The 25,364-nt window shown below is 54.6% G+C and carries 24 protein-coding genes, 2 tRNA genes and 1 pseudogene; 18 read left to right on the forward strand and 9 right to left on the reverse strand.

What is annotated here, in order from left to right; all coding sequences use genetic code 11:
• Positions 1-19: 19 nt before the first annotated feature.
• The 3 genes from O146_RS0104435 to O146_RS0104445 are packed head-to-tail and all read left to right on the forward strand — an operon-like array spanning position 20 to position 3,380.
• Positions 20-1,885 carry a DUF294 nucleotidyltransferase-like domain-containing protein gene (locus tag O146_RS0104435; RefSeq protein ID WP_027017770.1) on the forward strand — a complete coding sequence of 622 codons (1,866 nt, stop codon included), beginning with the start codon at positions 20-22 and terminating at the stop codon, positions 1,883-1,885.
• Positions 1,886-1,901: 16 nt separating this feature from the next.
• Positions 1,902-2,552, forward strand: a complete 651-nt coding sequence (locus O146_RS0104440; protein WP_027017771.1) for an exonuclease domain-containing protein — start codon at positions 1,902-1,904, stop codon at positions 2,550-2,552.
• 33 nt (positions 2,553-2,585) lie between these two features.
• Complete coding sequence (locus O146_RS0104445) at positions 2,586-3,380, forward strand: fumarylacetoacetate hydrolase family protein (protein WP_021352342.1); 795 nt, start codon at positions 2,586-2,588, stop codon at positions 3,378-3,380.
• A gap of 70 nt (positions 3,381-3,450) precedes the next feature.
• Here O146_RS0104445 and O146_RS0104450 read toward each other — a convergent pair whose 3' ends face one another.
• Positions 3,451-4,548 carry an isochorismate synthase gene (locus O146_RS0104450; RefSeq protein WP_027017772.1) on the reverse strand — a complete coding sequence of 366 codons (1,098 nt, stop codon included), beginning with the start codon at positions 4,546-4,548 and terminating at the stop codon, positions 3,451-3,453.
• Positions 4,549-4,597: 49 nt separating this feature from the next.
• Between O146_RS0104450 and gltX the strand changes: the two genes are divergently transcribed.
• From gltX to O146_RS0104465, 3 genes are all read left to right on the forward strand, one after another.
• Positions 4,598-6,097 carry a glutamate--tRNA ligase gene (gene gltX, locus O146_RS0104455; protein WP_027017773.1) on the forward strand — a complete coding sequence of 500 codons (1,500 nt, stop codon included), beginning with the start codon at positions 4,598-4,600 and terminating at the stop codon, positions 6,095-6,097.
• A 262-nt stretch (positions 6,098-6,359) separates the two neighbouring features.
• Positions 6,360-6,431: transfer RNA gene (locus tag O146_RS0104460), tRNA-Gln, on the forward strand.
• Positions 6,432-6,464: 33 nt separating this feature from the next.
• Positions 6,465-6,537: transfer RNA gene (locus O146_RS0104465), tRNA-Glu, on the forward strand.
• Positions 6,538-7,043: 506 nt separating this feature from the next.
• Here the strand turns inward: O146_RS0104465 and O146_RS12820 are convergent.
• Both O146_RS12820 and O146_RS12155 read right to left on the reverse strand, forming a co-directional pair.
• A complete protein-coding gene (locus O146_RS12820; RefSeq protein ID WP_208853939.1) occupies positions 7,044-7,742 on the reverse strand; it encodes a hypothetical protein in 699 nt (232 codons plus the stop codon).
• Between the two features lie 108 nt (positions 7,743-7,850).
• A complete protein-coding gene (locus tag O146_RS12155; RefSeq protein ID WP_244266804.1) occupies positions 7,851-8,489 on the reverse strand; it encodes a hypothetical protein in 639 nt (212 codons plus the stop codon).
• Positions 8,490-8,717: 228 nt separating this feature from the next.
• On the opposite strand from O146_RS12155, the gene O146_RS12825 reads away from it, so the two are divergent.
• The 5 genes from O146_RS12825 to O146_RS0104505 all read left to right on the forward strand — a co-directional run bounded on the left by O146_RS12825 (position 8,718) and on the right by O146_RS0104505 (position 13,202).
• Positions 8,718-9,080 (forward strand): helix-turn-helix domain-containing protein, encoded by a 363-nt coding sequence (locus O146_RS12825; protein ID WP_035000544.1) that lies wholly within the window; start codon positions 8,718-8,720, stop codon positions 9,078-9,080.
• Positions 9,081-9,432: 352 nt separating this feature from the next.
• Positions 9,433-9,894, forward strand: coding sequence for a hypothetical protein (locus O146_RS0104490; protein ID WP_027017775.1), 462 nt, complete (start codon positions 9,433-9,435; stop codon positions 9,892-9,894).
• Between the two features lie 81 nt (positions 9,895-9,975).
• Positions 9,976-11,433: a hypothetical protein gene (locus O146_RS0104495; protein WP_027017776.1), complete on the forward strand. Its 1,458-nt coding sequence runs from the start codon at positions 9,976-9,978 to the stop codon at positions 11,431-11,433.
• A 431-nt stretch (positions 11,434-11,864) separates the two neighbouring features.
• A complete protein-coding gene (locus tag O146_RS0104500; RefSeq protein WP_027017777.1) occupies positions 11,865-12,875 on the forward strand; it encodes a hypothetical protein in 1,011 nt (336 codons plus the stop codon).
• Positions 12,876-13,040: 165 nt separating this feature from the next.
• The gene (locus O146_RS0104505; RefSeq protein ID WP_155896227.1) at positions 13,041-13,202 is read left to right on the forward strand and encodes a hypothetical protein; all 162 of its coding nucleotides are present in this window, start codon (positions 13,041-13,043) and stop codon (positions 13,200-13,202) included.
• A gap of 384 nt (positions 13,203-13,586) precedes the next feature.
• On the opposite strand, the gene O146_RS13215 is transcribed toward O146_RS0104505, so the two are convergent.
• The 3 genes and pseudogenes from O146_RS13215 to O146_RS13150 form a co-directional block, all read right to left on the reverse strand.
• Entirely contained in the window at positions 13,587-13,808 is a 222-nt protein-coding gene (locus O146_RS13215) for an integrase core domain-containing protein (protein WP_081820568.1), read from the reverse strand.
• 130 nt (positions 13,809-13,938) lie between these two features.
• On the reverse strand, positions 13,939-14,430 hold the full coding sequence (locus tag O146_RS12400) for an IS3 family transposase (RefSeq protein WP_155896228.1): 492 nt from the start codon (positions 14,428-14,430) through the stop codon (positions 13,939-13,941).
• A gap of 245 nt (positions 14,431-14,675) precedes the next feature.
• Positions 14,676-14,868, reverse strand: a pseudogene (locus O146_RS13150) (hypothetical protein).
• Between the two features lie 265 nt (positions 14,869-15,133).
• On the opposite strand from O146_RS13150, the gene O146_RS0104535 reads away from it, so the two are divergent.
• The 5 genes from O146_RS0104535 (at position 15,134) to O146_RS0104555 (ending at position 18,662) form a co-directional block, all read left to right on the forward strand.
• On the forward strand, positions 15,134-15,790 hold the full coding sequence (locus tag O146_RS0104535; protein ID WP_027017781.1) for a Panacea domain-containing protein: 657 nt from the start codon (positions 15,134-15,136) through the stop codon (positions 15,788-15,790).
• A 5-nt stretch (positions 15,791-15,795) separates the two neighbouring features.
• Positions 15,796-16,245, forward strand: coding sequence for a hypothetical protein (locus O146_RS0104540; protein ID WP_027017782.1), 450 nt, complete (start codon positions 15,796-15,798; stop codon positions 16,243-16,245).
• 185 nt (positions 16,246-16,430) lie between these two features.
• Positions 16,431-16,739, forward strand: a complete 309-nt coding sequence (locus tag O146_RS11140; protein WP_035000546.1) for a hypothetical protein — start codon at positions 16,431-16,433, stop codon at positions 16,737-16,739.
• Between the two features lie 154 nt (positions 16,740-16,893).
• Positions 16,894-17,733, forward strand: a complete 840-nt coding sequence (locus O146_RS0104550) for a GDSL-type esterase/lipase family protein (protein ID WP_021352339.1) — start codon at positions 16,894-16,896, stop codon at positions 17,731-17,733.
• An 11-nt stretch (positions 17,734-17,744) separates the two neighbouring features.
• A complete protein-coding gene (locus tag O146_RS0104555) occupies positions 17,745-18,662 on the forward strand; it encodes a DMT family transporter (RefSeq protein ID WP_027017783.1) in 918 nt (305 codons plus the stop codon).
• Positions 18,663-18,677: 15 nt separating this feature from the next.
• Here the strand turns inward: O146_RS0104555 and O146_RS0104560 are convergent, their stop codons facing one another.
• On the reverse strand, positions 18,678-19,919 hold the full coding sequence (locus O146_RS0104560; RefSeq protein ID WP_051619252.1) for an acetyl-CoA C-acetyltransferase: 1,242 nt from the start codon (positions 19,917-19,919) through the stop codon (positions 18,678-18,680).
• Positions 19,920-20,149: 230 nt separating this feature from the next.
• Between O146_RS0104560 and O146_RS0104565 the strand changes: the two genes are divergently transcribed.
• Positions 20,150-21,523 (forward strand): NAD-dependent succinate-semialdehyde dehydrogenase, encoded by a 1,374-nt coding sequence (locus tag O146_RS0104565; protein ID WP_027017785.1) that lies wholly within the window; start codon positions 20,150-20,152, stop codon positions 21,521-21,523.
• Between the two features lie 80 nt (positions 21,524-21,603).
• On the opposite strand, the gene O146_RS0104570 is transcribed toward O146_RS0104565, so the two are convergent.
• Together O146_RS0104570 and O146_RS0104575 are read right to left on the reverse strand one after the other, a co-directional pair.
• Positions 21,604-23,163, reverse strand: coding sequence for a cryptochrome/photolyase family protein (locus O146_RS0104570; protein ID WP_027017786.1), 1,560 nt, complete (start codon positions 23,161-23,163; stop codon positions 21,604-21,606).
• A gap of 33 nt (positions 23,164-23,196) precedes the next feature.
• Entirely contained in the window at positions 23,197-23,898 is a 702-nt protein-coding gene (locus O146_RS0104575; RefSeq protein ID WP_023019592.1) for an IclR family transcriptional regulator, read from the reverse strand.
• A 50-nt stretch (positions 23,899-23,948) separates the two neighbouring features.
• Here O146_RS0104575 and leuC point away from each other — a divergent pair, with 50 nt between their 5' ends.
• Positions 23,949-25,361, forward strand: a complete 1,413-nt coding sequence (leuC, locus tag O146_RS0104580; RefSeq protein ID WP_027017787.1) for a 3-isopropylmalate dehydratase large subunit — start codon at positions 23,949-23,951, stop codon at positions 25,359-25,361.
• The last annotated feature ends 3 nt before the right edge of the window (positions 25,362-25,364 follow it).

Raw genomic sequence — 25,364 nt, forward strand, 5'->3', positions numbered from 1 at the left:
TCTCGAGTAATCTAGGAGCATGAGCGTAGAAGTAGAGGAAGTCACCGGCTTTCTGGCTGAACACGAACCGTTTTCTCACTTGCCGTCAGATGCTCTGACGGCTATTTCGGCTTCTATGACTATGCGCTATATTCGGCGCGGGACCACCGTCGTATTAGCCGGGCAGCGTAACGACACCTTGCACGTGATTCGTTCCGGGGCCATGGATGTCTTGGATTCTGAAGGTGGGCTTTTGGACCGCCGTGAACCCGGGTTGAGCTTTGGGTATTCGACTCTGGTAGCAGATCCTGGGGTTGCCGAGTCACGCTATACCACCGTTGCAGTGGAAGACAGCCTGATCTTGGAACTGCCACGCGAAGCCTTTCAGCGTGCGGCAGCCGAACATCCTGATATCGAACGGTTTTATTCTTTACAAACCAGACAAATTCGGAGTGCAGCCCAAGATCTTGCCGACGACGCCGCCACCGGTGTTTTACGCACCCCACTACGTGACGTCATGATCGTGAACCCACAGGCAACCGCGCCTGAAACCAGTATTGCCGCGGCCGCACAGCAAATGCGGGAACAAGCAGTTTCCTCATTGTTGATTACTGCTGATGGAGCCCTGCGCGGCATTGTTACCGATCGCGACATGACCGGCCGCGTGGTTGCGCAGTCACTGGATACTTCCTTGCCGGTTAGCGAAGTGATGACGCGGGACCTGCGTACCGTCACTCCAGAGACACTGGCTTTTGAAGCAATGTTGCTGATGGCCGAGCTGAAAATCCACCACTTACCAGTGCTGGAAGAAGGCAAAGTCGTCGGGGTAGTCGCTGGTGCCGATATTGCACGTTTGCTCCGGGTGAACCCCATCTACTTAACCGCAGACTTTTCTCGACGGACTTCCCGCGAGGAACTGCGTGATGCTTATCGTGAGGCTTGCGCGGTGATTGCGCGTTTTCTCGATCGCAGTGGTGATTTTGCAGAAGCAGCGCAGATGATGACTATCGCCGCAGACAGTATCGCCCGCCGGCTGTTGGAACTGGCAGAAGAACAATTCGGCGCGCCACCGGTCCCGTATGCCTTTGTGGTGCTGGGATCGCAGGGACGACGAGAAATGGGACTATCCTCCGATCAAGACAACGCGATGGTCTTGTCCAATGATTACAATCCGAACCAACATGGCGAGTACTTTGCCAACCTGGCGCGGTGGGTGTGTGAAGGTTTGGCAGAGGCCGGACAAGCATGGTGCCCTGGCGATATGATGGCGACTAATCCGTTGTGGCGTCAAACAGCCCGGGAGTGGGAAGATACGTTCCACAGCTGGATCACCGCGCCGGATGCCGATGCTTTGCTGCATGCCCAAACCTTTTTCGATTTCCGCCCGGTTTATGGTGATACCGCGCTTGCCGGCGAAGTCCATCGCACAGCGGTGCGCATGGGAGGCGAATCCAAACGACTGCACGCGCACCTGGCAAGCTTGGCGGCGCGCCGGGAACCACCGTTGACTTTCTTCAAAGGTTTGGTGGTGGAACGCTCAGGAGATTATGCGCGAACGCTGAATATCAAAACCGGAGGCACCTATAGCATCGTGCAGATGGCTCGGTTGTATGCAATCGCTTCCGGAGTTGATGCTGTTGATACCGCTACGCGGTTGGAACTCTCTGCCGGGGCTGGTGTATCTAAGGAAGGCGTGCGTGACCTTGCCGATGCTTTTTATTTCTTGCGCACACTTACCTTGCGCCATCAGGCCCGTAAGTTGCGGCACGGTGAACAACCGGATTATCACGTTGACCCGAAGCGGCTATCAAAGATGGATCGGGAGCATTTGCGTGATTCTTTCCAAGTGATCAAGCGGATGCAATCTGCATTGGGTAACAAATATCCCGTGCGTAGCATTTCTTAAACAGGCGGTAGTGCTGATGAGTTTTCTTTCTGCTATTTCTACGATCTCCGGTGGTTTGTGGGGGCAAAAAACCTTCGATATCGCTGCACCCGCCCCGGATACCGCGCTGGAGGATTTGCCAGCGCTTGCGGTTGATATGGAAACCACGGGAATTAAACCTGCCCGGGACACGATGCTGTCGATCGGCTGGGTGCCATTAAATGGGCGAAGTATTGATTTATCGGGTGCGGGCTATGTGGTGGTTGCTGGCGGGGAGGTGGGGGAGTCGGCCACCATCCACGGCCTTACCGACGACGAAATTGCATTGGGGGTTAAGCCGGAAGAAGCGATGGAGCAGTTATTGGAAGCTTTGCATGGGCGCGTGCTGTTGGCTCATTTTGCTGCACTCGAAACGGGCTTTGTGCACAAGCATTGTCGGCAGCTGTACGACGGTGCAGTCCCGGACCTTACGGTCGTCGACACGTTTAGTTTGGAACGGCGACACATGGAACGTATGGCCACCTACCCGCGTGGTGAGGACCTACGCCTGCCACGAATCCGGGAGCGCTACCAATTACCGCATTACAACAGCCATAACGCGTTGAGTGACGCACTGGCGTGTGCCGAGGTCTATCTTGCGATTACCGCGGTTAGCCGCGTGCACACATTAAAAGATATTAGAGAGTAGGCCTTGTGGGGCGGGCCTTGTACAGTAGATGACATGCGTTTTGGACGAATTGCTCACCCAGAGGGTATGGCTTTCGTCGTCATCGAAGGCGACGACGAGCTGGTAGCCCGCGAAATTTCTTCTACCCCGTTCACAGAGCCAGAGTTCACTGGCAAGGAATGGAAATTGGACGATGTAAAACTATTGGCGCCGATGCTGCCGTCGAAGATTGTGGCACTTGGGCGAAATTATGCTGACCACGTCGCAGAGGTGTTTAAGGAATCAGCAGAATCCTTGCCGCCGACACTGTTTTTGAAGCCTCCTACAGCTATTACTGGTCCTGGCGCGCCTATTAAGATTCCAGATTTCGCCACTCGCGTTGAATTCGAAGGCGAATTGGCATTGGTTATTTCTCGCCCGTGCAAAAATTTGAAGGCCGAGCAGTGGAAAGACGTCACCCTAGGGTTCACCATCATTAACGACGTTTCTTCGCGAGATTTGCAGTTCTCTGATGGCCAGTGGGCGCGCGCTAAAGGCATTGACACCTTCGCTCCGTTGGGGCCGTGGATTGAGACCGATATCGATAAATTCGATCTATCGGATCACCCGATCAAGGCCTACCTCACCCACGAGGGCGAAACGAATATTAAGCAAGATTCTTCCACCGGACAGATGATTAATACTGTCGGCCAAATCTTGGAAAAGATCACTGCGTCGATGACCCTGCTACCGGGTGATGTGGTGTGTACCGGTTCACCGGCTGGTACGGAAGAAATGGTGCCAGGCGACTTCATCGAAATTGAAATCCCTGGTCTGGGCAAGCTGGGCAATCCAGTAGAACGCGCTTAGCCCATAGAAGCTGTTTAAGAGCCATTAAGAGTTAAAAGCCGGGCCACTCCCACGGATAAGTCCGGCGGCCTTATAACCCCAGCGAGCGCAGGATTGTCTGCAGCTTCGCTGTGGTTTCTGCCAATTCTTGTTCTGGATCAGAATCTGCGACAATGCCGCCACCCGCCCAGGTGCGGCCCTGTCGACCCCAAATCTCGGCGCAGCGGATGGCCACCAAATATTCCCCGTCGCCGGTGCTATCGCACCAGCCAACTGCGCCAGCGTAAAACCCGCGGGCGGATTCCGCGGTGTGGATTAAGTGATCGGCCGCGGCCGTCGGTGTGCCACAAATAGCGGGGGTGGGGTGGATGCGCGCTGCCAAGTCCAGTGCACTCAATTGCGGTTGTTTTAATTGCCCACTGATTGGGGTTGCCAAGTGCCACATCTCGTTTGTTTTGATTAACTGTGGCTTCGCCGGAATGCTCAGCTGCTCGCACAGTGGAGACAACGCAGCACGCAAATGCTCGACCACGAAACCGTGCTCGTGCAGATCTTTCGTAGAATTTTGCAGGTGAAAACGTGCGTTTTCATCCTCTACGGGATCGGCAGACCGTGCAGCAGAACCAGCCATGGGGATGGCGCTGACGGTAGAGCCCTGGCGTTTTACCAGCACCTCCGGCGAAGAACCAACCAGCATGTGGCCTTCGCGTCCCGCAGGTGACAGGTCGGCGATGAAGCCGTCGCGATGCGCGGAGTTATCAATCAAACGGGCAGCAACCAGCCGTGGGTCGACGTCGGCAAGAAATTCGAAGTCTACCGCCCGGGCTAGCACCACCTTTTCCAAACGGGACGAGACAATGGTGTCGATGGCGGCTTCCACCCGCCGTAAATGCTCTTGTGGTTCCGGATCCACCGAGCTTATTCGTGCTCGTAGCTCGTCCTGTCGATAAAACGCTGGCGGTTCCAGTGGGCCGTCTTCCCGAATGATGGATTCAGGCACCGTGAGGGCGGCACGGTCATTCGGGTTAAACGGAAGTGCACCGACGATCATTTCGTGCTGGCCGTCGGCAAGCGCTTGGATGGCTTGATCGATGTCGGTGTAGGTGTCCACGCAGCCTTGGGTGCGCACAGATCCGTGTGCTCGAGAGAGCAAAAAATCCGGTGCGGTGGCAGGACGGGACGATTGCATAACTGTCGATAATACCGCCCCTACGAAGTGGTGCGATAACTGGGCTACCATGGCTGCTATGAGTGATGTACGTGTACGATTTTGCCCTTCGCCCACCGGAACCCCGCATGTCGGGCTGGTGCGCACAGCCCTGTTTAACTGGGCCTACGCCCGGCATGCCGGTGGCAAACTGATTTTCCGCATTGAAGATACCGATGCTAAGCGTGATTCGGAAGAGTCCTACCAGGCGATTATCGACGGCCTGGACTGGCTGGGGCTGGCCTGGGATGAAGGCGTTAATGTTGGTGGTCCGCACGAGCCGTACCGGCAATCGCAGCGCAAAGACATCTATGCCAAGGTGTTGAACAAGCTGATTGATGCCGGCGAGGTCTATCCGGCTTATTCGACTGCGGACGAGGTAGAAGAGCGCCATCGCGCAGCAGGCCGTGACCCGAAGCTGGGATACGACAACTATGATCGCGACTTGAGTGAGGGCCAGATCGCCGAGTTTGAGGCCGAGGGTCGTAAACCGGTGTGGCGCTTGCGTATGCCGGACCAGGATTGGGCCTGGACCGACCTGGTGCGCGGTGAGGTGGAATTCAAAGCTGCGACGCAGCCGGATTTTGTTGTGGCCCGTTCCAACGGTGAGCCGTTGTACACCTTGGTGAATCCTGTCGACGATGCGCTGATGGGAATTACTCACGTACTGCGTGGCGAAGACCTCCTCTCATCCACCCCGCGTCAGTTGGCGCTGTATGGCGCGCTGCAACGCATTGGCGTCGCCGAAGCCACTCCGGAATTTGGCCACCTGCCATTCGTGATGGGCGAGGGAAACAAGAAGTTGTCGAAGCGGGATCCACAATCGGATTTGTTTAACCACCGTAGCAACGGCATCATCCCGGAAGGCATGCTCAATTACCTGGCTCTGCTTGGCTGGTCGCTATCCAGCGATCAAGACATCTTCAGTGTTGACGAGCTGATCGCGGCTTTCGATGTGAAGGATGTGCTGGGTAATCCGGCGCGTTTTGATCAGAAAAAGCTCGAAGCAATCAACGCGGATCAGATCCGCTTGTTGGACACCGCCGAGTTCACCCGGCGTCTACGGGAGTTCCTGAGCGAATACACGGATTTCCCCGCGGATTACCCAGAGGAGAAATTCGCAGTCGCCGCTGATCTGGTGCAGACTCGCATCAAAGTACTTTCCGACGCTTACGGCCTGTTGAAGTTTTTGGTTACCGCCGATGCTGATCTGGAACTGGATGAGAAATCCGCCCGCAAGAACCTGAAGGAAGACGCCGTCCAGCCTTTGGATGAGGCAATTGCTGCTCTTACGGGAGTGGCCGATGAGGAGTGGAAGACGGAGAAGCTGGAAGCGGTATTGTCTAAGGCTTTGATTGAGGATCTTGGGCTGAAACCGCGGAAGGCTTATGGGGCGCTGCGCGTGGCCGTTTCTGGGGCAGCGGTATCGCCTCCGCTCTTTGAATCCATGGAACTTTTGGGCAAGGAATCTACGTTGACCCGGCTGCGTGCTGCTCGTGCGCAAACCCCGTGGGAGCAGAAGGCCGAATAAGACTGGGGGGATAAGCCTGGTGGAATAAGCCTGGGGGATGAGCCTGGTGGATTTTCCGGTAGCCGGTAGATTGTTTGATGAATCTACCGGTATACACACCCTAAGATGTTGTAAAAGTGCCTATATACTGCTGATTTGGTGGAATATTAGATGGGTGGTTATAGTATATAACCGTTGCACAGAGCGACGCGGAAGACAATAAAATACAATCGATACAACGCGAGCAGCGTTAATTGATATCTTCCGTAAGTTTTTGCGGCAATGGCCTATGGTGTAATTGGCAACACAGCGGTTTCTGGTACCGTCGTTCTAGGTTCGAGTCCTGGTAGGCCAGCAGTGAGACTGCTGTGTAGTTTCACTTGTTCTAGCCCCGTTCGTCTAGAGGCCTAGGACGCCGGCCTCTCACGCCGGTAACACGGGTTCGAATCCCGTACGGGGTACAATCAGGCGGTTTCACGGTCCTGACCTGCAGGGGTCACGAAACTGACAATCGCCAAACGAAATCCCGATTCTCGTTACTGAGAATCGGGATTTGATTTGTTTTGTTCGTCCCCTGGCGCTTAAAAGCAACAGAGATACGGCGAAATTTTGTTTAATTGGGCAGTAGCCCACGGCCCATACGGGCGGTGGTCTTTGTTAGTCTCTAGGCTGCAGCCGGGGGAGCCTGGGATGCGACGTTGCCAATCGTGTTCCAATCAGAGACTCGCTTACACGGCTGTGTTGGAACTGGGTCACTGGGATTCGTATTCAAGTCGAATACGATTCGGTGAAGGAACTTCTGAATCAGATGAATGTTGACACCCACGATGCCGAGAGCAGTTACGAGGGTCGCGTTAGCAAACCCACGAACGAGACGCCGGGTCTTGTCACCCAATCCCATACGACCATTCTTGAGAAGGGCGTTACGGCTCTCAATTGTGTTTCGTCCACGCCGATAAGTGTCAGCTCATTCCTGCGTTCCCCAAGCGGGTCCCGTCTGAACGTGTTTTGCCGCCGCATTCACAGGGATACGAATCTGCGTCTGCTTGAAGACGACACTGTTTCGGTCTTCCTTTGTTAAGTCACGAGCGAACACCTTACGCAGGGTGGCACCTTGTAGAGACTTGTCAACACCGATACCGTCAACCTTGAGCTTGGCACGCTTGCTACGTGCCGGAGAGTAGAAGTCGATAGAGCCATCCTCGTGCGTCTTCTTGATTTGAAGAGCGAATGCTTGGCGACGGTCGATAATGTCGTAAAGCTCGTCACGATCCATCTCGCCGCCGGCAAACAGGGCACTAGCGTCGCGCCAGCGGGCGGGCATGCCAGGGAAGTACCAGGAGCCGTCAATGAGCTGAGCATCGTGGTAGGTAGCCTGTAGGCCCATATGGCCCTTGACGAGGTCGCCCATGAACTTGTAGCCCGCCTTGCGCAGTGGGATCTGTAGCCTCTCAGGCTTGCTCATCGGGTAGTAAATACGGTCGCCGATAAAGGCACCCTTCGGCACGGTTTCGTCGGCAATGAGATGTTTCAGGGCATCCATGGCACGATCTGCCGGCGCGTGGCCCGGCTTGTCCATTGCCAGGCCGACAATGAGCTGTGGCAGGTTGTCCTGGCGGGCAGGGAACGTCTGTGTGACGATCGTGGCCTCGTATGCCCAGTACATCTTTCGCGCGCTAGATTTGGCCTTGCCGCCGTTGTGATCACCTTCGCGGATGCACCAACCTGCGTCAGGATCCGACGAGCGCTTCGGCTTGCGGTCGCGCAGGTTGCCCTAATTAGCAGCGAGCACCGGGGTGCCGTCTACAGCTACGTCGCCTGTCCATGCGTCTCGGTACTCTTCGGGCAAAAGGCGCACTGACGCAGCGATGAGCGCGTTAGTGAACACGGTCAGCCGCAGGTAGCGCTTGCGGGTTTCTTCCGGGTTTGCCAGAGAGACGAGGTAGTCGAACTCGTCTGTCGTAAGGCGCTTGCGGTAGGTCAGGGTCGGGTTCGGATCCACGACATCCTTAACCTTGTCCCATGTACGGTAGACCTTCTCGTACCACGCCTGACGGCCCTTGTAGGTGGTGTATTCGATCTCGTGACGCTGCGGCAGACCGAGCGCGCGCAGGACCTGGTTGTTCGCACGATCGGTGATGATGTTGACCGCCTGCTGGATGTGCAGCGGCTTGGCTTCGATGGTTAGCAGGGCCATAAGCGCGAGAACGGTGCGCGGCTGAATCGTAGCCGGACGGCCACCCTTGCTCGGGTCGTATCCATCCTCGGCACGCCAGATATCAATGAGCAACTCCACGCCCGAATCGTCAATAACGTCAATGGCACGCTTGAGGGAGTTCATGCCGACCACGTCGAGGCTGATGATGCCGACCTCGGCTGCATCACCTTCGGCAGTGAAAGCCTGGTTGCTCATGGGCTGAGGTTCACTTCCCTGCGCGTACTTGAGGTATGGATGCTGGAACGTCACTTAAGCGACCCCACAATCTGTTGTGAGGCTGGTGAATCGCGCTACGACATGGTTAGAGTCCTTCTGATCGATGGTGCGTAAAAGCACCATCGATTCCGGACTGTACCGTCAAAGATCGACGACATCCAGGCGAGTGAAAGCTGTGCCGGATCGTGTGTTCGATACGCTTGTGACATGCCCGCCCGACAGCCCATCCCCAAAGGGCTCTACCCCGAGTGGCCCGACGCTCAGATTGGGAGTTTGGCGCACGCCCGTCTGCAGCTTGCCGCTCGCAACATTCGCCGTCACGTTCGCGACAACATCGAGTTGAAGTCGCTTAAGGATTTGGCGGAGGTCACCGGTCTTGGCCACTCCACGATCAGCGACTTTGTTGCCGGCCGCGCTTGGCCAAGTGCTTTGACTATTGCCCAGATTGAAGTTGGGATCGATCGCGAAATCTGGCCCAGGGGTATGGGTGAGGGTTGTCGCATAAGGCCCACCGAAATCGCGAAGTTTGGTCATAAGAAGGATCGTTCCCGGTTTTCGCGAGGGCATTGAAAGGGATCTACGACTTTTTGTTCGAGTGGGAAAACACCTGTGGATCAGTTAAAAACTTTTTCTTTTTCGACCGGGTGCCCGATTTGTGAGATCTGACGTGTGTTGTTGAAACCACGCGAAAACTAGGAAAGGCCGAGGATAATGTGCCTATCCCTACAACCGAAGAAAGGTCGTTCCCGTGGCCCATCATCACTTTGAAAGCCTCGGCGGAGTAGTCGATGAAGACCATTGGTTCGTCGGTTCTAAGTCACCTATTCGTATCCCTATTTCGGAGCTGCACACAAGCCGTGAGGGTCTCTACGATGTCTTGGTCGGTCGTGTCTATTAGCCGTGGCTCCCAGGTGTGGATGATATGGTACTTGACCTCGTCTTAGGTCAAGGCGACGCGTATCGACAGGTTGAGCAAAAGCTGCACGATGCGTATTCGTCGTCGAGCACCTTCCCTGAACTGTCGGAAGTGGGGTTTATCACCAAGGCGATTGACGAGGCTGTTCTTGTCGTTGGTGAGGCTGAACGTGACGCTGTACGCAAGTACATCACCAATATTTGCAATCACGCTGTGGCGAATGAGCGAGACTATCTCAACCAGATTGCGGTCCTGAAATCGGTCAATGTTTACCCTAGAAAGCTCTCCTTATTCCCATATCACTTGAGTATCGCTCACGATGCGTATGACCTGAAACGGCGCGAGTATCTCGTCGAAAACCCGCTGTACTACATTGTTCAAGACGCTCGTGAGATTGGCCGTGAGTTCCTGGAGAACTGGAAGTTTGAAGGGCTTGCACTAGTTGATGAGTGGATGGAACTGATGTAGTTCTTAGCGACTCGGCGACGGCGACAAGGGGGACAGGAGAAAACCCGTTTCGCCCCGTTTCATTTGCATGATAATAGGTGCATGGCTGCGAAAGAACTCACCGACCGGCAAAAGAAAGTTCTCGAATGGATCGTGGACGGGTGTGCCGACAACCCGCCTTACGAGACATTCAAGACCACAGCACGCATGCTGGAGGGACATGGTCTGGTCAAGATTTCTGGTCGTGGTGCAGCATGGAAAGCGGTTGCAACGAAGCGCGGTGAACGCGTTTACGACGGAACGGAGGCTCTGTTCGTGAAGAAGAAGCGAGGAAAGGGCGCAGCTTCATCTGTGCCTGTCCCACGGCCTCACGTTCCTGTGAAACCACCCGTGCCACCTGAGCCGAAGATTGATCTTGAGCCTTACGTACAGAAAGTGTTGAGTGCAATTGAGCAGTCGGATCTTGACGCTTTCTGGTGTGCGACGAGTGAATCTGAGTTGAAACGAATTTGGATTCCGGTCGGGAAAACATTGGTCAAGAACTTTGGCGACCCGGAGTCAAACATCATCTATGACTATGTCGCAACGCAGCCAGGCTATTGGCGAACACAGGGCAGTTTCAAAGTGGGAAAGCTTCAACTTGAGCCGTTGCGACTTCCTGATTGGCGGGAATTGATTCGCGGTGAGAAGAGGGTTGCGAAGTACCATCCCGCCGTGAAAACGACTTTTGAATGGCGTAAAGAAAAGCTCAGTCCTGACGTGTACGCGCGTGCGAAGCGGGTGTTGCATGTCGTCTTCACGTTGTTTGAGTTGTACGGTGGCACTGTGGAAGTCGATCAGTGGTACAACGACTGGTCGAAGAAAACGATTGTGCGTGGAGTTTCGGCGGGTATTGGCAGCTTGTCGAAGGTTTTGATTAAAGAGGGCTACGACAAGTCTGAGCGCGAGCCGACCAAAGAAGAAATCGAGAAGCATAATCGGTGGCATAAGGGTGAGCCGATGCGCCGTTTCTACAATCACATTCCCAATGGACAGCTGACAATCGAGGTCGGTTACGGACTGAGCGCGCACGATACAAAACACAATCCGAACGGAATCGAAAACGGAATCGAGCGCTACTTCATGTCGTTGCGAGTAAGAGACTTTTGGTACGGGGTTAATGCTGAGCTTTCTCGACGGCGAAAAGAATTTAGGGAGCGGCAGTCTGAATTTGCTCAGCGCATCGCAGCGAAAACTGTTGCGAAAGATTTCTATTTCGACGTGTTGTACATGCGTTCGCAAGAGTTGAACAAGTTTGAAGCAGTACGTGATTACGTCGATTTCATAAAGCGAAACGAGCCTGAAAGTCCGTGGATTACGTGGGCCGAAAAGTATCTCGACACGTTTGATCCACGGCACAACTTGGCAATGCCGAACCCACCGGCGCTCGATGTGAAAGCTCATTCAGGGCTGATTGAAAAGATTATTGACATACTCGGTGAGGATGAGAGTACGTGGCCTGACGCGTTCCCGGACGGTGAGTTTCACGGCCGAGGTGTCACACGCGCGGAAGCGGTATGAACGTATGTAGCTACGGTAGGAGAGTGGCGTGCGTGTCGAATCAGCGGTGCGTTTAGGCACCGGAAGTTCAGGATTAGATGGGAGCTCCTGAGTGACTTCTAAACCCTCTTTCACGGTGATGCGGGGCAGAGTAGGCCGGGGCGTGACCCCTGTAGGGTTTGACGCGAAGAAAATGGCGGTTGTTGCGCCGGACGCCAGCTCAGAATTTCTTGGACGAGCTTGGAAGTACTTCGAGAAGTCACTTGAAGGTTCGGGGTTGAAGCGGTTTGTAAGCTCCGAGTAGGAGCCACAATTCTACAAGACACCCACCCTGAGCCATCGGAGCGGGTGTTTTCGCTGTTGGTCCGCTTGCTCATTTCAACGACCGGCTAAGTCCTGCCTAACTGTCAAAACGGCACAGAATGCATCAGAGATGTGGCATTCTTACTGCTATGAACAATGAATTTATCCCTCTCATGCAACGCGACTGGCTCGTCACACCACAGATGGTGAAAGCAAGTGAAGATAAACCGGATTTAGACCATATGTACAGCTACATCTCAGGAGTGGTGGGGACAGAATACGTGTCACTTGACCGGTTGCGAAACCGCTCACGGATCACTGAAGCGGAGCTGATTCCAGAGCCGGATAACGAGTTTGATGTTAACGCACTCGGTGTGTGGGCAGATGGTGTCAAGATCGGCTGGGTTCCTTCGCGATTTAACGAGAAGATAGCCTGGAGCGTTGCGTTTTTGCGACATAGTGGCAACAGATGTTTTGTGCCAATTAAGTGTGAAGATAACAGAGCCGAGTATAAACAGATATTTGATGAAATTGACTTTGAGCTTGATGAGGGACTCATCGAACTGCGGGATACCCCTAATCTCGGTCTTCACTACGCAATGTATCTCCCGACTTTTAGAACTCTGTTCTTTGGACACAATGTGAGCCAAGCGTTTGAGTACCTCGATCGAATGTGGGACTGCTTATCGGAAGAGGAAACAGAGATCATTCGCCAAGCGGATTTTCATGTAAATGATGCAGTTGCGCAGTTGTTTCTAAAGCATAAAGACCTAGTGCCGGAATATCCGTTGAATGAACCGAAAACTTTGCAAGCTGACTGGTTACTTGACCAGTATCTGATGAACTACAGACGGCGCATTTATTTCAGGCTGAAAGAGCGGGAACTGGAGATCATGAAACATGAGATGTATCTCCGCTCTTTGGCTGGTGATCCTGCTACCAAAATCGCCAAGGACTATCCGCGTTCGGTGGGAACGGTTCGAAAGTACATCAATGAGATGAAGGCTTTGGCAAAGAAGCGACGAGTGAAAAAGCTGAATAGGCCCAAAGAACTCCAGGAAGCTTGGCTGCGTGAGTATTACCTTCGAGAGTGGAGCGCGTGGGCCTTGCCGAAGGATGAACGGGAGGCACTCGAAGCGCGAGGCAATATCACTGCTTAATACCAGAACATGCAAAAGCACTCACCCCAAACAATCGGAGTGGGTGCCTTGTTGTATCTACCGTGCTGCCGGCCCAGAGACGAACCGCAGATGCATGCCGTCCTCAGTCCACGCACGCTCACAGTCAAAGCAGGGGAAGAGCTTTGTCAGCGGAACGACCGTGACTTGCTTGGAAGGGTCGATGCACTTGGCGTAACCGTGGCGGTGCTCACCAAAGCCGGTGAGGATCATGAGCCTGCGGTCGAGTCTCTGAACCCAGATCCCGGTCAGCCCGTTGCGCTCGCCGCGTGGGATCGTGTCGAGAGTCTGAGCCGGGGAGAAGCCTGATGTGACGCGCTTGCTAGGCTCCAGCTCCACGGTCCAGGCCGGCCTAAAGCTTGGGTCGAAGCCGAAATTCCCTGTCGCGGTCTACACAGCGGACGTCCTGCGTGTGTGACGGGATGAATATGAATACCTTGTCGCCGACGTAGCGATGGATGATCATAGGCGTGTCGGCAACCTGAACCCAGCTACCGGTCGGGATGGGAAGCGGACGGAGAAAGGACATGTGACCTCCTGGTGTTGAAGTGGAAACCGGAGATTACCGGGGTCCATCGCCGCTGTGTCCGGTCGGAGCTGTTGTAGCTGATCACAGCTAGAACGTGATGTTCGCCGACATAGGGGAGCCGTCCGATTGCCATGCTGCGACCTGAAAAACTCCGAGTTTTGTTCCTAGGCATTTGCCTTGATTTCTATTAGTTTCTGTTGCGGGTTCTGCTTCCAAAATTCGGTTTCCACTTCGGCCGGGGTTTGGTATCCCAGGCTTTGGTGGAGCCTTGTCTCGTTCCACCATGACACCCACCCGAATGTCGCGATCTCTACCTCGACAACATCACCCCACCTGCGAGTATGGACGAGTTCGTTCTTGTAAGAACCGTTCACGTTTTCAACCAAAGCATTGCTGTATCAGTCACCAACACTTCCGGTGGAAGCAATGATCCCGTGCTGGGGAAGTCGCTCGTTGTAGACCACGCTGACATACTGCCACCCGTGATCCGAATGGTGAATAAGACCTGTTGTTTCCTCAGCACACACTATCACCTGGTTGAGAGCTTGCAGCGGCAACACCTGAAGTGCGCATGGAATCTGATAACGCCCACCCAACGATCCGCCTGGAGTAAACATCGGTGACAAACGCGGTGTACACAAAACCTTTCTTCTTGCGCACATACGTAATGTCAGCCACCCACAACTTGTTCGGTGCTGCGGCACTGAATTCGCGTTGCACTAAATCCGGGCGCAGATCAGGCACGTTAGCTTTTCGGGTTGTAATAGGTGACCGGCCTTTGCCTTTGCCTGAAACACCAGCCAAACGCATCAATCTGGCGGTGTGTTCACGGCCGATATCGATTCCTTCACGGCGTAGAGCATGCCACATTTTCCGCACACCATAGACACCGTAATTAGCTTGATGAACAGCACTAATACGTTCAACCAGCACGTCGTCACGAAGGCGGCGAGCACTTAAGTCCTCGGGCCTTGGATTGGCGATAACCACGTGAGGTAGTGAAGCCACCAGCCCGGTTATTCTTCAACGTCGTACAGATGAACTCGGGCAGTGAAACGATCCCGATATTCATCGATGAGCCGGATCATTTCTTCACGTATTGGGCCTGGTCATGAGGAAAAAGCTGAAGCAGCGTTCAACAATTCGTTGGTATCTCGTAGCTTGTGGTTTTCACGACGCAGCTTGGTCACCTCTGCAACAAGATCTTCAGGCAAAGGATTAGTAACGCGTCCTTCGCGACGAGCTACCTGCTCTCATTGCCGGGCAGTATGCCACGAGACACCTAGTTTCGGTGCCATGATCGTGCACGCTTCCTGCATCGACGTATTTTCCGCCAAGATGCGGTCTTCCACGAGACGGACCACTCGGTTCTTGGCATCCTGGTCAAATTTCTTTGGTATTCTCCAGATTTTCCCATCTACTCAGACGGAACAAAACCTGGGACACTTCAGTGCCCTGATGTGGAACTGTTAACAACGTAATGGGATTCAACACCAACAAATCAGGGTTGGGTCTTTCGCGTGGCCCTGAGTTCCAAGGAGGTCAACAAGTCTGTGGAGGATTGCCGGGGAGTAAGCGGTAGGTTCGAGGCAAAGGTGCGTCGCAGATCCTAATTCTGTCTTGGCATCGGAAATCGCCGACGAGAATTGGTTCATAATCTAATTCATAGGGCTGTTAAGCTATAAAGGGACCAACGAAAGGAGGGTCGCATATGGCGAAACCCTTGTTTGCTAATTTCGAACCTATACAAGGACCTAGCCTTGAAGTTGTGATGAATGCGCAGCAAGTTGCAGCGCTTATCAAAAACGGTTCGAAGAACGCCGAGAAACGACTACTGCTTACCAAACTTATGTGGGCGGCTGATCGTTTTAGCCTTCGAAATTGTGGACGGTCAGTGAGTCAGACATCATATTCGGCAATGAAGCTAGGACCTGTCCCGTCGCGAATCCTCGACTTGATTAAACCAGGTCAAGGTTATCTATCTGATGTTGATTCTGACTACGTGAACAATATTTTCGAGCTGTCTGGGGCCAATTATGAGGTTGTGCAGCTCATTAGCGATCCCGGCGAAGATTATCTGAGTGAGTTGAACAAAGAATTTATTCAGAAGTCTGAGTCCGTCTTTCGTGGATTTGATCCCTTTTTCCTCGCGAACCATGTCAGCCACAAATACCCCGAGTGGAAAAAGCACGAGGCGGTCTTGGAGCCTCTGGGTTGGAGAAAGGCAGTGGCAATGGATCAAATAGATTTCTTTGAGAACCCCGACGAGGATCACTATTTTACAATGGACGCTGATGTGCTTGCTGCCGCACGGTTTTCATATGTCGCGGACCAAGAATTGTTGGGTGGAAAGAGCTTGTTGGTTTAATTACCATGCTCGATGATCAAGAGCGCATTCAGCTCATTCGAAATACGGTTGGACTTGGTACTGCCTTCTGGTTCAATCGCAACCCTCCTTTTGCCTCAACTGTTCCGCACACTTTCATCGTTATTGGTTCTCGCGATGACGGTACTTATTTGTGTGTGCATGGAACTTCGAAGGTGAGCTTTCATAAAGCTAAGATTTTGGAAGAGCATTTCAACAACAAGAACGTTGATCAAACATTCGTTGTCGTGAGACAAGGTAATTCGGCCTTGTTTTGGGAAGATACTCTCATCGATTGCAACAAAGTGTGGGCATTGAAAGCTAACGACATCACTGAGGGCCTGATGGAGTTTCGAGAAGATGATGCAGAGGTGGAGTTGATGCAGGCAATCGTGGCTGCAGTCAATAAGAGTAAAGCGCACTCGCCGGCCATCAAGAAATGTGTCAGAGCCCAGTAACTTCGGTCTTAGGGCTGGTAATCGTGTGGTCGTGGTGCAAGCTCTGAAATTCTGTGGTGCAGGGGTATTAGCAGGTTGGGGGTTCGGGCTGGTGGGGGAGATTCGTGAAAGTGCCAAGTAGCGCGCAGGATGATTCATCACGGATCGCCTGCGCGTTTGCTCTATGCCACCTAAGCTTGGAGCTTATGGGTAATAAAGAAAAACTGCAGAAGTTTTGGTCGAGGTACTTTGAGCTTAGTGACGAGCTTAGAGAGACCAAGGATTGGAATGCCCTGAGCCCCCAGGCCAAGCGCTTGGTGCTCGGCTTAGTTGGTTATGTTGTTTTCGAAAAGGCGTTTACGTGGCACCATGTGTACCACACACCGGAGAATCGGCTGCGGGGTAACCGGAAAGCGTGGTTTGTTGTCACTTGGTTTGCGGACGTCGTGGGCCCACTTGCATTCTTTCTGTTCGGGCGGAAGCCGAAAGACAAGAAACGGAATCCGAAAACCTAGAAGTAGTGGATTGATTGTGTAAAAACGGCGCGGAGTGAAACGCTTGCTGCTAAATTAACGATGCATAGATGTGGTTAGAGTGATTCTGGTGGTTGCTAGCACAGCCATATAGTAAGAATCATAAAATAATGCAGGAAGATCGTTAAGGGGTTCTATGAAGATCCGTAAAGTACTCGCTGCTGCAGCTGCAGCAGTAGTGGGAGTAACCGGCGCAATGGCGCATGCGCCTGTGGCGGAAGCACAGCAGCGTAATGTCGTTCTGTTCGGTGATTCTCTGCTGGCTAATCCACCACATAAATTTGTGGATTTCGTGAACCCTGGTTTTACCACGGGCGTTACGCTTGCAGAACACAGCAGCTGCCCGAAGGGCGTTGACCGTGTCGGGGTAGAGCTGGAACGTCGGCATGGTGCACGGGTCTCGGATTTCTCGTGTTCTGGCGCTGCTACCTATGGCACTTTGAATAATCACAGTCCGTTGGCGATGCAGGTTGATCAGGCGTTGCACTCTCAGCAACTCAATCCCCACACCACCAACGTGCACATGCAAATCGGGCTGAACGACAACTTCAAGGGTTTTGGTATCTACGCCCACCAGAAGCAGGCGTACCGCGATTACGTCGGGCACCAGATTGACCGTATCCGCCATGCCGCACCGAATGCGCGCATCCAGATTCTGGGATACCCGGAGATGATTGGCGCGCATGATTTTGTGTGTCCGGTTCATTTCAACCAGGTGGATCTCAACTTCCCGTTCGCCCCATTGGGTAACTCGCTGCGCGCAGTGGCGGACTGGCAGAGGACGGTAGCGGCAGATAAGAACGTCGAATACTTCGATTTGGCGCGTGCCACGCACGGCCATGGTCAGTGCGCTCCGAAGGCACAGCGTTGGGTTTCTGGATTCTTGGACAACCAGTCGGACCCGTACAACATGACCTTCCACTACACGCATGAAGGCAACCGCCACATCGCAGATATTATCGCCGGTACCTGGTAAAGCGAAAGCGGGTGTTACTTCCCGGAGCCATTGGCGTAGGCGCAATCGTCCCAGTACAAACTGCGATTAATACGCGCTTGCGTGCCGACGTGCGAGACCCCGTCGTTACGGCGCTCTACTCTTTTCTTATCGGCACCACCTCCCTGTTGCCAGTCGCGTGGTTGCTGACTGGCCAGCCATTACCGGATTTTGCTTTGCTTGCCGACTCCCCACTGTGGTTGTTTTTTGGCGGTCCGCTAGGGGTGGCTTTTATCGTCGGCAATATTTTGTTGTTCCCGCAGATCGGCAGTGTGCATACCGTCATCATGCCAATCGTTGGTCAGATGTTGATGGGCTTGCTCGTCGATCACTTTGGCCTGTTTGGCTATGAGGTGTTGTCGATTTCCCCGTTGCGCCTGTTCGGAGCGCTCATCGTTCTGGTTGCTACTGCGGTGGTGCTTGATATCGGCCGCGGTCGCCTGTGGGAGGGGAACGCGCAAGGCGTGGCTGCTTGGGCCTGGCGCGGGTTTGGTATCGCGATCGGCATGGGTTCTGCCACGCAAACTGCCGTTAATGGGCGTTTGGGGGCGGTTATCGGGTCACCAATTCACGCCGGTTTGTTGTCACTTGCGGTTGGTGTCGCGGTGCTGTTTATTCTCAGCCTTGTGTTGCCTGGCCGCTCTCGGGTTTTCCGCCCGATCCCGGTAGGGCCGTGGTGGAAATGGCTCGGCGGTGTTCTGGGCGCGTTTTTCGTCGTCGGGGGAGCGTTGTTTGCCCCGATTTTGGGTACCGGGTTGATGGTGATCGCGGCGTTGTCAGGAACTATCACAGCAGGCCAGCTTTTGGAATCACGCGGTTGGATTGGGGCAACAAAGCGCCCGCTGACCGTTCGTCGGGTCAGTGGGCTGGTGGGGATTTTCCTTGGTGTTGTACTGGTGCGGATGGTGTAGCTGGGGTAGGGAAGTTTAGACCTTTTCGATCACCGCTGCCAGGCCTTGGCCGCCTCCGATACACATGGTTATCAACCCGCGCTGTACGTTGGTGCGGTGCATATAGTGGGCAGCAGTGACCATCATGCGAGCTCCCGTGGCGCCAACCGGGTGCCCTAGAGAGATACCAGAACCAGAAGGGTTTAAACGCGGATCGTCGGCGTCGATGCCCCATTCATGTAGACATGCCAGTGCTTGTGCGGCAAAAGCTTCGTTGAGTTCAATCAGGTCGATATCGTCAAAGCTGAGCTGCAGGCGTTGAAACAGCTTGTCGACGGCGGCCACCGGGCCAATACCCATCGTTTCTGGGGCTACCCCGGCCACGGCCCAGCCGACGAGTTTGACGGCGGGGGCTAGGTCTAGCTTTTCGGCGTTTTTCTCGGTGGTGACGATCATCGCGGCGGCGCCATCGTTTTGGCCGGAGGCATTACCCGCGGTCACCGTGGCGTCGTCGTCCAGTTTGGAACGGACCGCACGCAGCTTTTGCATGGAGTCCATGCTGGTTTCTGGGCGGATGTGTTCATCCTTGTCGACGATGATGTCGTCGCCTTTCCGTTGTGGGATACGTACTGGCACGATTTCTGCGTCGAAGAATCCTTGTTGTTGTGCATTCGCGGCACGCTGGTGGGAGCTGACAGCAAGCTCGTCTTGCTTGTCTCGTGGAATGGAGTACTCCCGGCGCAGATTTTCTGCGGTTTCAATCATTCCGCCCGGAATCGGGTGGTTTTTACCGCCAGCTTGCTCGCGGCCCTGTGTGAGTCGATCGTGCAGCTCCATCGCCCCGCCTTTTACTCCCCAGCGGATTGATCCGTCTACTGCGTATTCTGTCTGGGACATAGACTCTGCGCCGCCGGCGATGATGAGATCAGCCGCGCCAGCAGCGATATGTGCAGCGGCGGTGGTGACTGCTTGCAGTCCGGAACCACATCGCCGATCCAATTGCATGCCGGGCACGCGTTCGCCTAATCCAGAATTAAGGGCGACAATGCGGCCTAACGCTGGTGCCGCGCTGCTGGGGGAGGCTTGCCCAAGAATCAGGTCATCTATTGCTGCGGGGTCCAGCCCAGAATCTTTCATGACTGCCGTTACGACGGTGCTGGCGAGATCTTCTGCAGGTACGTTTTTCAGAGCGCCGCCGTAACGACCCACTGGTGTGCGTTTAGGGTGGCAGATGACAATGGTGGGAAGGGACTGGTCAGCGTGGTGCGGGGTAGCCATTGAAGGCTCCTTTCTCATTAGAAGTTTCTCAATAGAAGCTAGTGGGTTTCACAGTCGTGGGACGCTGGTAGGTCTGGCGAGTTGCCTTCGTTGAGAACGTACTGGATTTTTCGTGCTCTGATGGTGATTCGGCTTTTGTGTATCCTCGGTTGGCACAATCGATCCTTATAGGTTGATTGACGACAGATGATTCGTCTATGCGTACCCGAGTAATCGGAGGAAGTAGAAAAATGTCCATTCCATATCGCGTACAAAACCCGGCCACGAACGAGGTTGTCGAATCATTTGATACGGCGACAGACCAGGAAATCCAGGATGTTTTGAGCAAGGCTCATGAGGCATTCCAGACTTGGCGCAACACCAGTTTCGCAGAGCGTGCCAAGATTGTTAACAAGGCCGCGGATTTGCTGCGTGAGCGTAAAACCGAGCTAGCAAAGATCGCTGCAGAAGAAATGGGTAAGCAGGTCCCAGAGCTGGAAGGCGAGGTTGAGTTCTCCGCTAATATTCTGGCGTTTTACGCGGATCGTGCAGAAGAGTACTCCGCTGATATGCCAATTGAGGTTCCTGGCGGTAAGGCAGTGATGCGTCGTTTGCCACTCGGTGTTCTGCTGGGCATCATGCCGTGGAACTACCCGTACTACCAGGTTGCCCGCTTTGCTGGCCCGAACTTGATGAACGGCAATGGCATTATTTTGAAGCACGCCGAGATCTGCCCGAAGTCGTCGGCGGCTTTCGAGAAGATCTTCCTCGAGGCTGGTCTACCAGAAGGCGTTTTCAATAACGTTTATGCTAATCACGACCAGATCTCCACGATCATCGCTGATAAGCGCATCCAGGGCGTTTCCTTGACTGGTTCCGAGCGCGCAGGTGCCGCGGTTGCTTCACAGGCAGGTAAAGCACTGAAGAAGTGCGTGCTTGAGTTGGGCGGTACTGACCCATACATCGTGCTGGATACGAATGATGTCAAGGACGCAGCAAAGGTCGCTTGGGACAAGCGCATCGACAACACTGGTCAGGCGTGCACCTCAAACAAGCGCATCATCGTCATGGACGATATCTACGACGAGTTCGTTGAGGAGATGGTGCGTATTGCAAAATCTTACAAGCCTGGCGATCCACTCAACCCGAACGAGGGCGAGTTCTACCCACTGTCTTCCCGCGATGCCGCGGAGAAGCTTAACGACCAGGTACAGCGTGCGGTGCAAGAAGGTGCCACGCTGCACACCGGTGGCGAACTGCACGAGTCCGCTGCGTACTACAGCCCGGCTGTGCTGACGGATGTACCAGTTGGTTCCGAGTCCTACTACGACGAATTCTTCGGCCCGGTTGCTGAGATCTACTCCGTGAGCTCGGAAGAAGAAGCCATCGAGCTGGCTAACAACTCGAACTACGGCTTGGGCGGCGCAGTCTTCTCGGAAGATAAAGAACGTGCCAAGAAGGTTGCCGACAAGATCGAGTCTGGCATGATCCACGTCAACCTACCACAGGCCATGACGCCAGTGCTGCCATTCGGTGGCGTGAAGAACTCTGGCTTCGGTCGTGAGCTTTCCGTGCTGGCGCTTGATGAGTTCGTGAACAAGCAGTCCTTCTACGTCAACGACTAAGAAGCGAACGACTAAGAAGTGCTTGGCACAAGCGCACAAGTGACTGACTAACAAGTCATTTGTTTCCACCCGCGGTCTGTCTATTCGGGCCGCGGGTGGAAGTTTTTCATCTCTTCGTAGGCGGCTAAGGCTTGGCGACGAGATGCTTTCAGCTCTACCACCGGCTGCGGATATATCGGAGTCGCGTACTCCGGAACCCAGTGCTGGATATAACGGTAATCGGGGTCGAAGCGCTTGGCCTGAGTATCAGGGTTGAAAATCCGGAAATATGGTGCAGCGTCATCGCCACAACCAGCAGCCCACTGCCAGTTGAATGGATTCGATGCTGGGTCAGCATCGACCAGGGTGTCCCAGAACCACGCTTCACCGTGGCGCCAGTGTATGCCGAGGTTTTTCGTCAAAAAACTGGCCACCACCATGCGCACCCGATTGTGCATGGTGCCGGTTGCCCACAATTCGCGCATCCCGGCATCTACTACCGCAATACCCGTTTTCCCCGCCCGCCATGCCGAAAACACGCTGTGGAAATCGTCGGCTGTGGCGATCTCTGGAATGTCTTTCTCGGTTTCTGGCCAACGCGGATCCCGGCGGGTGCTAGCTATACGTCGGGCTTCATTTTCGTCCCAGTGCCAATCGAAATGGTCGAACTGTTCCCGTACGTTGCGTCGGTGCAGATCCGGTAAGTGGTAGAGCCGGTGCCAGGCGAAATCGCGCCACAATAATTCACTCAGGAATGCAGACGCGTCCTCATTGGTGATACGGCCACTATCGCTGGCTTGTGTGATCAATGCCCACAGGCGGTGGATGCTGATTTCGCCAAAGCGTAAGTACGGTGAGAGTCGGGAAGTGGCTTTTTTATCCAAACGGTCACGGTCCGCAGCATAATGAGGGGCGCGCTGCTTTGAAGCTGCAGTTAATTGGGATAAGAATTCCTCGGCTAGCTGCCAGGCCGCGTTTTCTCCGGGGCTCCAGTGTTGGGCTAAGGAAAGCGTCCAGTCGGCTTCGTCCCAATCAGGTAGCGGGTGGGCGGACGGCAAATCTGCCCCGGGGCCTGCGAACCCAATTGGGTCTAGTTCATCATGACTTGTCGGCGAAGGGGATTGAGCATTGCCATTGTTGAGGTAGCTGGCAACATTGTCCGCGGCAAGTCCGCGGGCGGTTTTCGCAAATGGGGTGTAGACCTTATATTGCTTGCCTTGTTGCGTCTGCACTTCCCAGGGCTCGGTTAATAAGTGTCCAGGAAAACTTTTCGCAGCTACGCCTTTTTCTTGCAGTAGGCGCTTAAGTTGTGCATCCAGTTCCCGCAAAGGCTTGTGATAGCGCCGTGACCAGCCCACCGCGGATACCCCGAACTCCTCGACGGCGGCAGGAATGATCGCGCGCGGATCGCCCTGGTAATACAGCAGCGGAACACCGTGAGCATGCAGCTTGTGTTGCAGCTGGTGCACGCTGCGTTGCCACCACCAACGTGTGGCTGCGCCCAGTGCCCGGGCTCCTGTTACAGTTGCATCTTCATCGATAACAACGGCAATTACTGGGCCTTGCTTCGCAACCCAAGCGAGTGCCGCGTTATCTTGCAACCGGAGGTCATCCCGAAACCACATCAGTGCTGGCTGTGGAGTGTCTTTTTCACTTGGCATGCGTGCAACACCTAATCTTAAACCATTGCAAATCTATAATTGTGCGCTGAGTTCCCGTGCGGTTTGTTGGATAATGCCTGCGTAGCACTCGCTAGGGCTGGGGTGCATGCGTTCGATTGGGCCGGAGATGGACAGTACTGCGACCACAGTATTGGCGGCATCATGTACTGGTGCGGAGATGCTGGCTAGGCCTGGTTCGCGTTCACCGATGGATTCTGACCAGCCACGTTCGACGGCATCGGTGACGTCGGCAAGTGTGTAGGAAGCGGTGTGTAGGATCCGATCGCGTTCGACAGTGTCGGTGATGGCGGCAAGCAGGACCCGGGCGGCTGAACCTGAATTCAAAGTCAGTGTCGAACCTACCGGCACCACGTTATGCAGGCCAGAAGCTGGTTCGCAGGCTGCGATGCAGATGCGTTCGTCGCCGCGGCGCTGGTAGAGCTGCACGGATTCGCCGGTTGATTCCATCAGTTTTTCCATAAATGGGGTAGCTGTGGCCACCAGTTTGTCCTGAGAGCCGGGAAGTTCTGGGCCCGCACCCCAGCGGCCGTCGGCCCGTCGTGCCAAAATCCGGTGCATCTCCAATGCGCTGGCCAGACGGTGTGCGGTGGCGCGGGGGATGCCGGTGTCTGTGCACAGTTCGGAGAGGTTCATGGGGGTTGTCGCGGTGGCTTTCATAATCGCAATTGCGCGATCGAGCACCTTGATTCCCGAGATTTCACTATACCGTCCCATACCGTGATACTATCTTCCTAACATGTGGGAGAACAAGTGAGGTGGAAACCATGACAGAAAAACTCACTCTGGCTGAAAAAGTATGGCGCGATCACGTTGTCGTTCAAGGAGAAGGCGGCAAACCAGACCTGATCTATATCGACTTCCAGCTGCTACACGAGGTTACTAGCCCGCAGGCCTTTGACGGACTGCGGATGAATGGCCGAACCATGCGGCACCCGGAGCTGCATTTGGCTACGGAGGATCATAACGTCCCGACCGAAGGCATTACTAAAGGTAACCTGCTGGAGATTAAAGAAGAAACCTCCCGCACGCAGGTGGGCGCACTGCGCAAAAACTGTGAGGAATTCGGTATCCGTCTGCATTCCATGGGGGATAAGCAGCAGGGCATTGTCCATACTGTCGGTCCGCAGCTCGGGATCACGCAGCCAGGAATGACTATCGTCTGTGGTGATTCGCACACTTCTACCCACGGGGCATTCGGTTCGATTGCGATGGGTATTGGTACCTCTGAGGTAGAGCATGTCATGGCCACGCAGACTTTATCGCTGAAGCCTTTCAAAACCATGGCCATTGAGGTCAGCGGCGAACTGCAGCCAGACGTAACGGCTAAGGACCTAATCCTGGCGATCATTGCGAAGATCGGCACCGGCGGCGGGCAAGGCCACATCATTGAATATCGCGGCGAGGCTATCGAGAAGCTTTCGATGGAAGCGCGCATGACCATCTGCAATATGTCTATCGAAGCCGGTGCGCGTGCAGGCATGGTCGCGCCGGATGAAAAGACCTTTGACTACGTGCGTGGGCGCGAATTCGCCCCAGAAAACTTCGACGAAGCTGTCGCATATTGGAAGACCTTGCCGACGGATGAGGGTGCTGAGTTCGACACTGTTGTGGAGATCGACGGCTCTGCGCTGCGCCCATTTGTCACCTGGGGAACCAATCCTGGTCAAGGCTTGCCACTAGACGCGGTGGTGCCGAACCCGGAAGACTGCACCGACGACAGTGACCGCGCTGCTACAGAAAAAGCCCTGGCCTACATGGACCTGCAACCAGGTACCCCACTGCGTGATATCAAGATCGACACCGTTTTCTTGGGCTCCTGCACCAACGCGCGCATTGAGGATCTGCGAGCTGCCGCTGAAGTAGTCCGCGGACACAAGTTGGCCGCGGACACCCGCATGATGGTGGTGCCGTCCTCGGCGTGGGTCAAGCAGCAAGCCGAAGAAGAAGGTTTGGACAAAATCTTTATCGACTTTGGTGCGGAATGGCGCACTGCTGGCTGTTCGATGTGCCTGGGCATGAACCCAGATCAACTGCGCCCAGGCGAGCGTTCGGCGTCGACGTCAAACCGCAACTTCGAAGGTCGTCAAGGCCCCGGCGGACGCACCCACTTGGTCTCGCCAGCCGTAGCCGCTGCTACTGCGATCAAAGGCACCCTGGCCAGCCCGGCGGATCTGTAAAAG

The organism is Corynebacterium pseudodiphtheriticum DSM 44287 (genome assembly GCF_000688415.1).
Lineage (GTDB): Bacteria > Actinomycetota > Actinomycetes > Mycobacteriales > Mycobacteriaceae > Corynebacterium > Corynebacterium pseudodiphtheriticum.

What these genes read in the sequence shown, in the direction of transcription:
- O146_RS0104435 (WP_027017770.1), top strand. Translation starts at nt 20, where the DNA reads ATGAGCGTAGAAGTAGAGGAAGTCACCGGCTTTCTGGCTGAACACGAA.
- O146_RS0104440 (WP_027017771.1), top strand. Translation starts at nt 1,902, where the DNA reads ATGAGTTTTCTTTCTGCTATTTCTACGATCTCCGGTGGTTTGTGGGGG.
- gltX (WP_027017773.1), top strand. Translation starts at nt 4,598, where the DNA reads ATGGCTGCTATGAGTGATGTACGTGTACGATTTTGCCCTTCGCCCACC.
- O146_RS0104540 (WP_027017782.1), top strand. Translation starts at nt 15,796, where the DNA reads ATGCTCGATGATCAAGAGCGCATTCAGCTCATTCGAAATACGGTTGGA.
- O146_RS0104550 (WP_021352339.1), top strand. Translation starts at nt 16,894, where the DNA reads ATGAAGATCCGTAAAGTACTCGCTGCTGCAGCTGCAGCAGTAGTGGGA.
- leuC (WP_027017787.1), top strand. Translation starts at nt 23,949, where the DNA reads ATGACAGAAAAACTCACTCTGGCTGAAAAAGTATGGCGCGATCACGTT.
- O146_RS0104450 (WP_027017772.1), bottom strand. Translation starts at nt 4,548, where the DNA reads ATGCAATCGTCCCGTCCTGCCACCGCACCGGATTTTTTGCTCTCTCGA.
- O146_RS12820 (WP_208853939.1), bottom strand. Translation starts at nt 7,742, where the DNA reads ATGTACTGGGCATACGAGGCCACGATCGTCACACAGACGTTCCCTGCC.
- O146_RS12155 (WP_244266804.1), bottom strand. Translation starts at nt 8,489, where the DNA reads ATGAGCAACCAGGCTTTCACTGCCGAAGGTGATGCAGCCGAGGTCGGC.
- O146_RS0104445 (WP_021352342.1), top strand. Translation starts at nt 2,586, where the DNA reads ATGCGTTTTGGACGAATTGCTCACCCAGAGGGTATGGCTTTCGTCGTC.
- O146_RS12825 (WP_035000544.1), top strand. Translation starts at nt 8,718, where the DNA reads ATGCCCGCCCGACAGCCCATCCCCAAAGGGCTCTACCCCGAGTGGCCC.
- O146_RS11140 (WP_035000546.1), top strand. Translation starts at nt 16,431, where the DNA reads ATGGGTAATAAAGAAAAACTGCAGAAGTTTTGGTCGAGGTACTTTGAG.
- O146_RS0104575 (WP_023019592.1), bottom strand. Translation starts at nt 23,898, where the DNA reads ATGGGACGGTATAGTGAAATCTCGGGAATCAAGGTGCTCGATCGCGCA.
- O146_RS0104565 (WP_027017785.1), top strand. Translation starts at nt 20,150, where the DNA reads ATGTCCATTCCATATCGCGTACAAAACCCGGCCACGAACGAGGTTGTC.
- O146_RS0104570 (WP_027017786.1), bottom strand. Translation starts at nt 23,163, where the DNA reads ATGCCAAGTGAAAAAGACACTCCACAGCCAGCACTGATGTGGTTTCGG.
- O146_RS0104490 (WP_027017775.1), top strand. Translation starts at nt 9,433, where the DNA reads ATGGTACTTGACCTCGTCTTAGGTCAAGGCGACGCGTATCGACAGGTT.
- O146_RS0104560 (WP_051619252.1), bottom strand. Translation starts at nt 19,919, where the DNA reads ATGGCTACCCCGCACCACGCTGACCAGTCCCTTCCCACCATTGTCATC.
- O146_RS0104495 (WP_027017776.1), top strand. Translation starts at nt 9,976, where the DNA reads ATGGCTGCGAAAGAACTCACCGACCGGCAAAAGAAAGTTCTCGAATGG.
- O146_RS0104500 (WP_027017777.1), top strand. Translation starts at nt 11,865, where the DNA reads ATGAACAATGAATTTATCCCTCTCATGCAACGCGACTGGCTCGTCACA.
- O146_RS0104535 (WP_027017781.1), top strand. Translation starts at nt 15,134, where the DNA reads ATGGCGAAACCCTTGTTTGCTAATTTCGAACCTATACAAGGACCTAGC.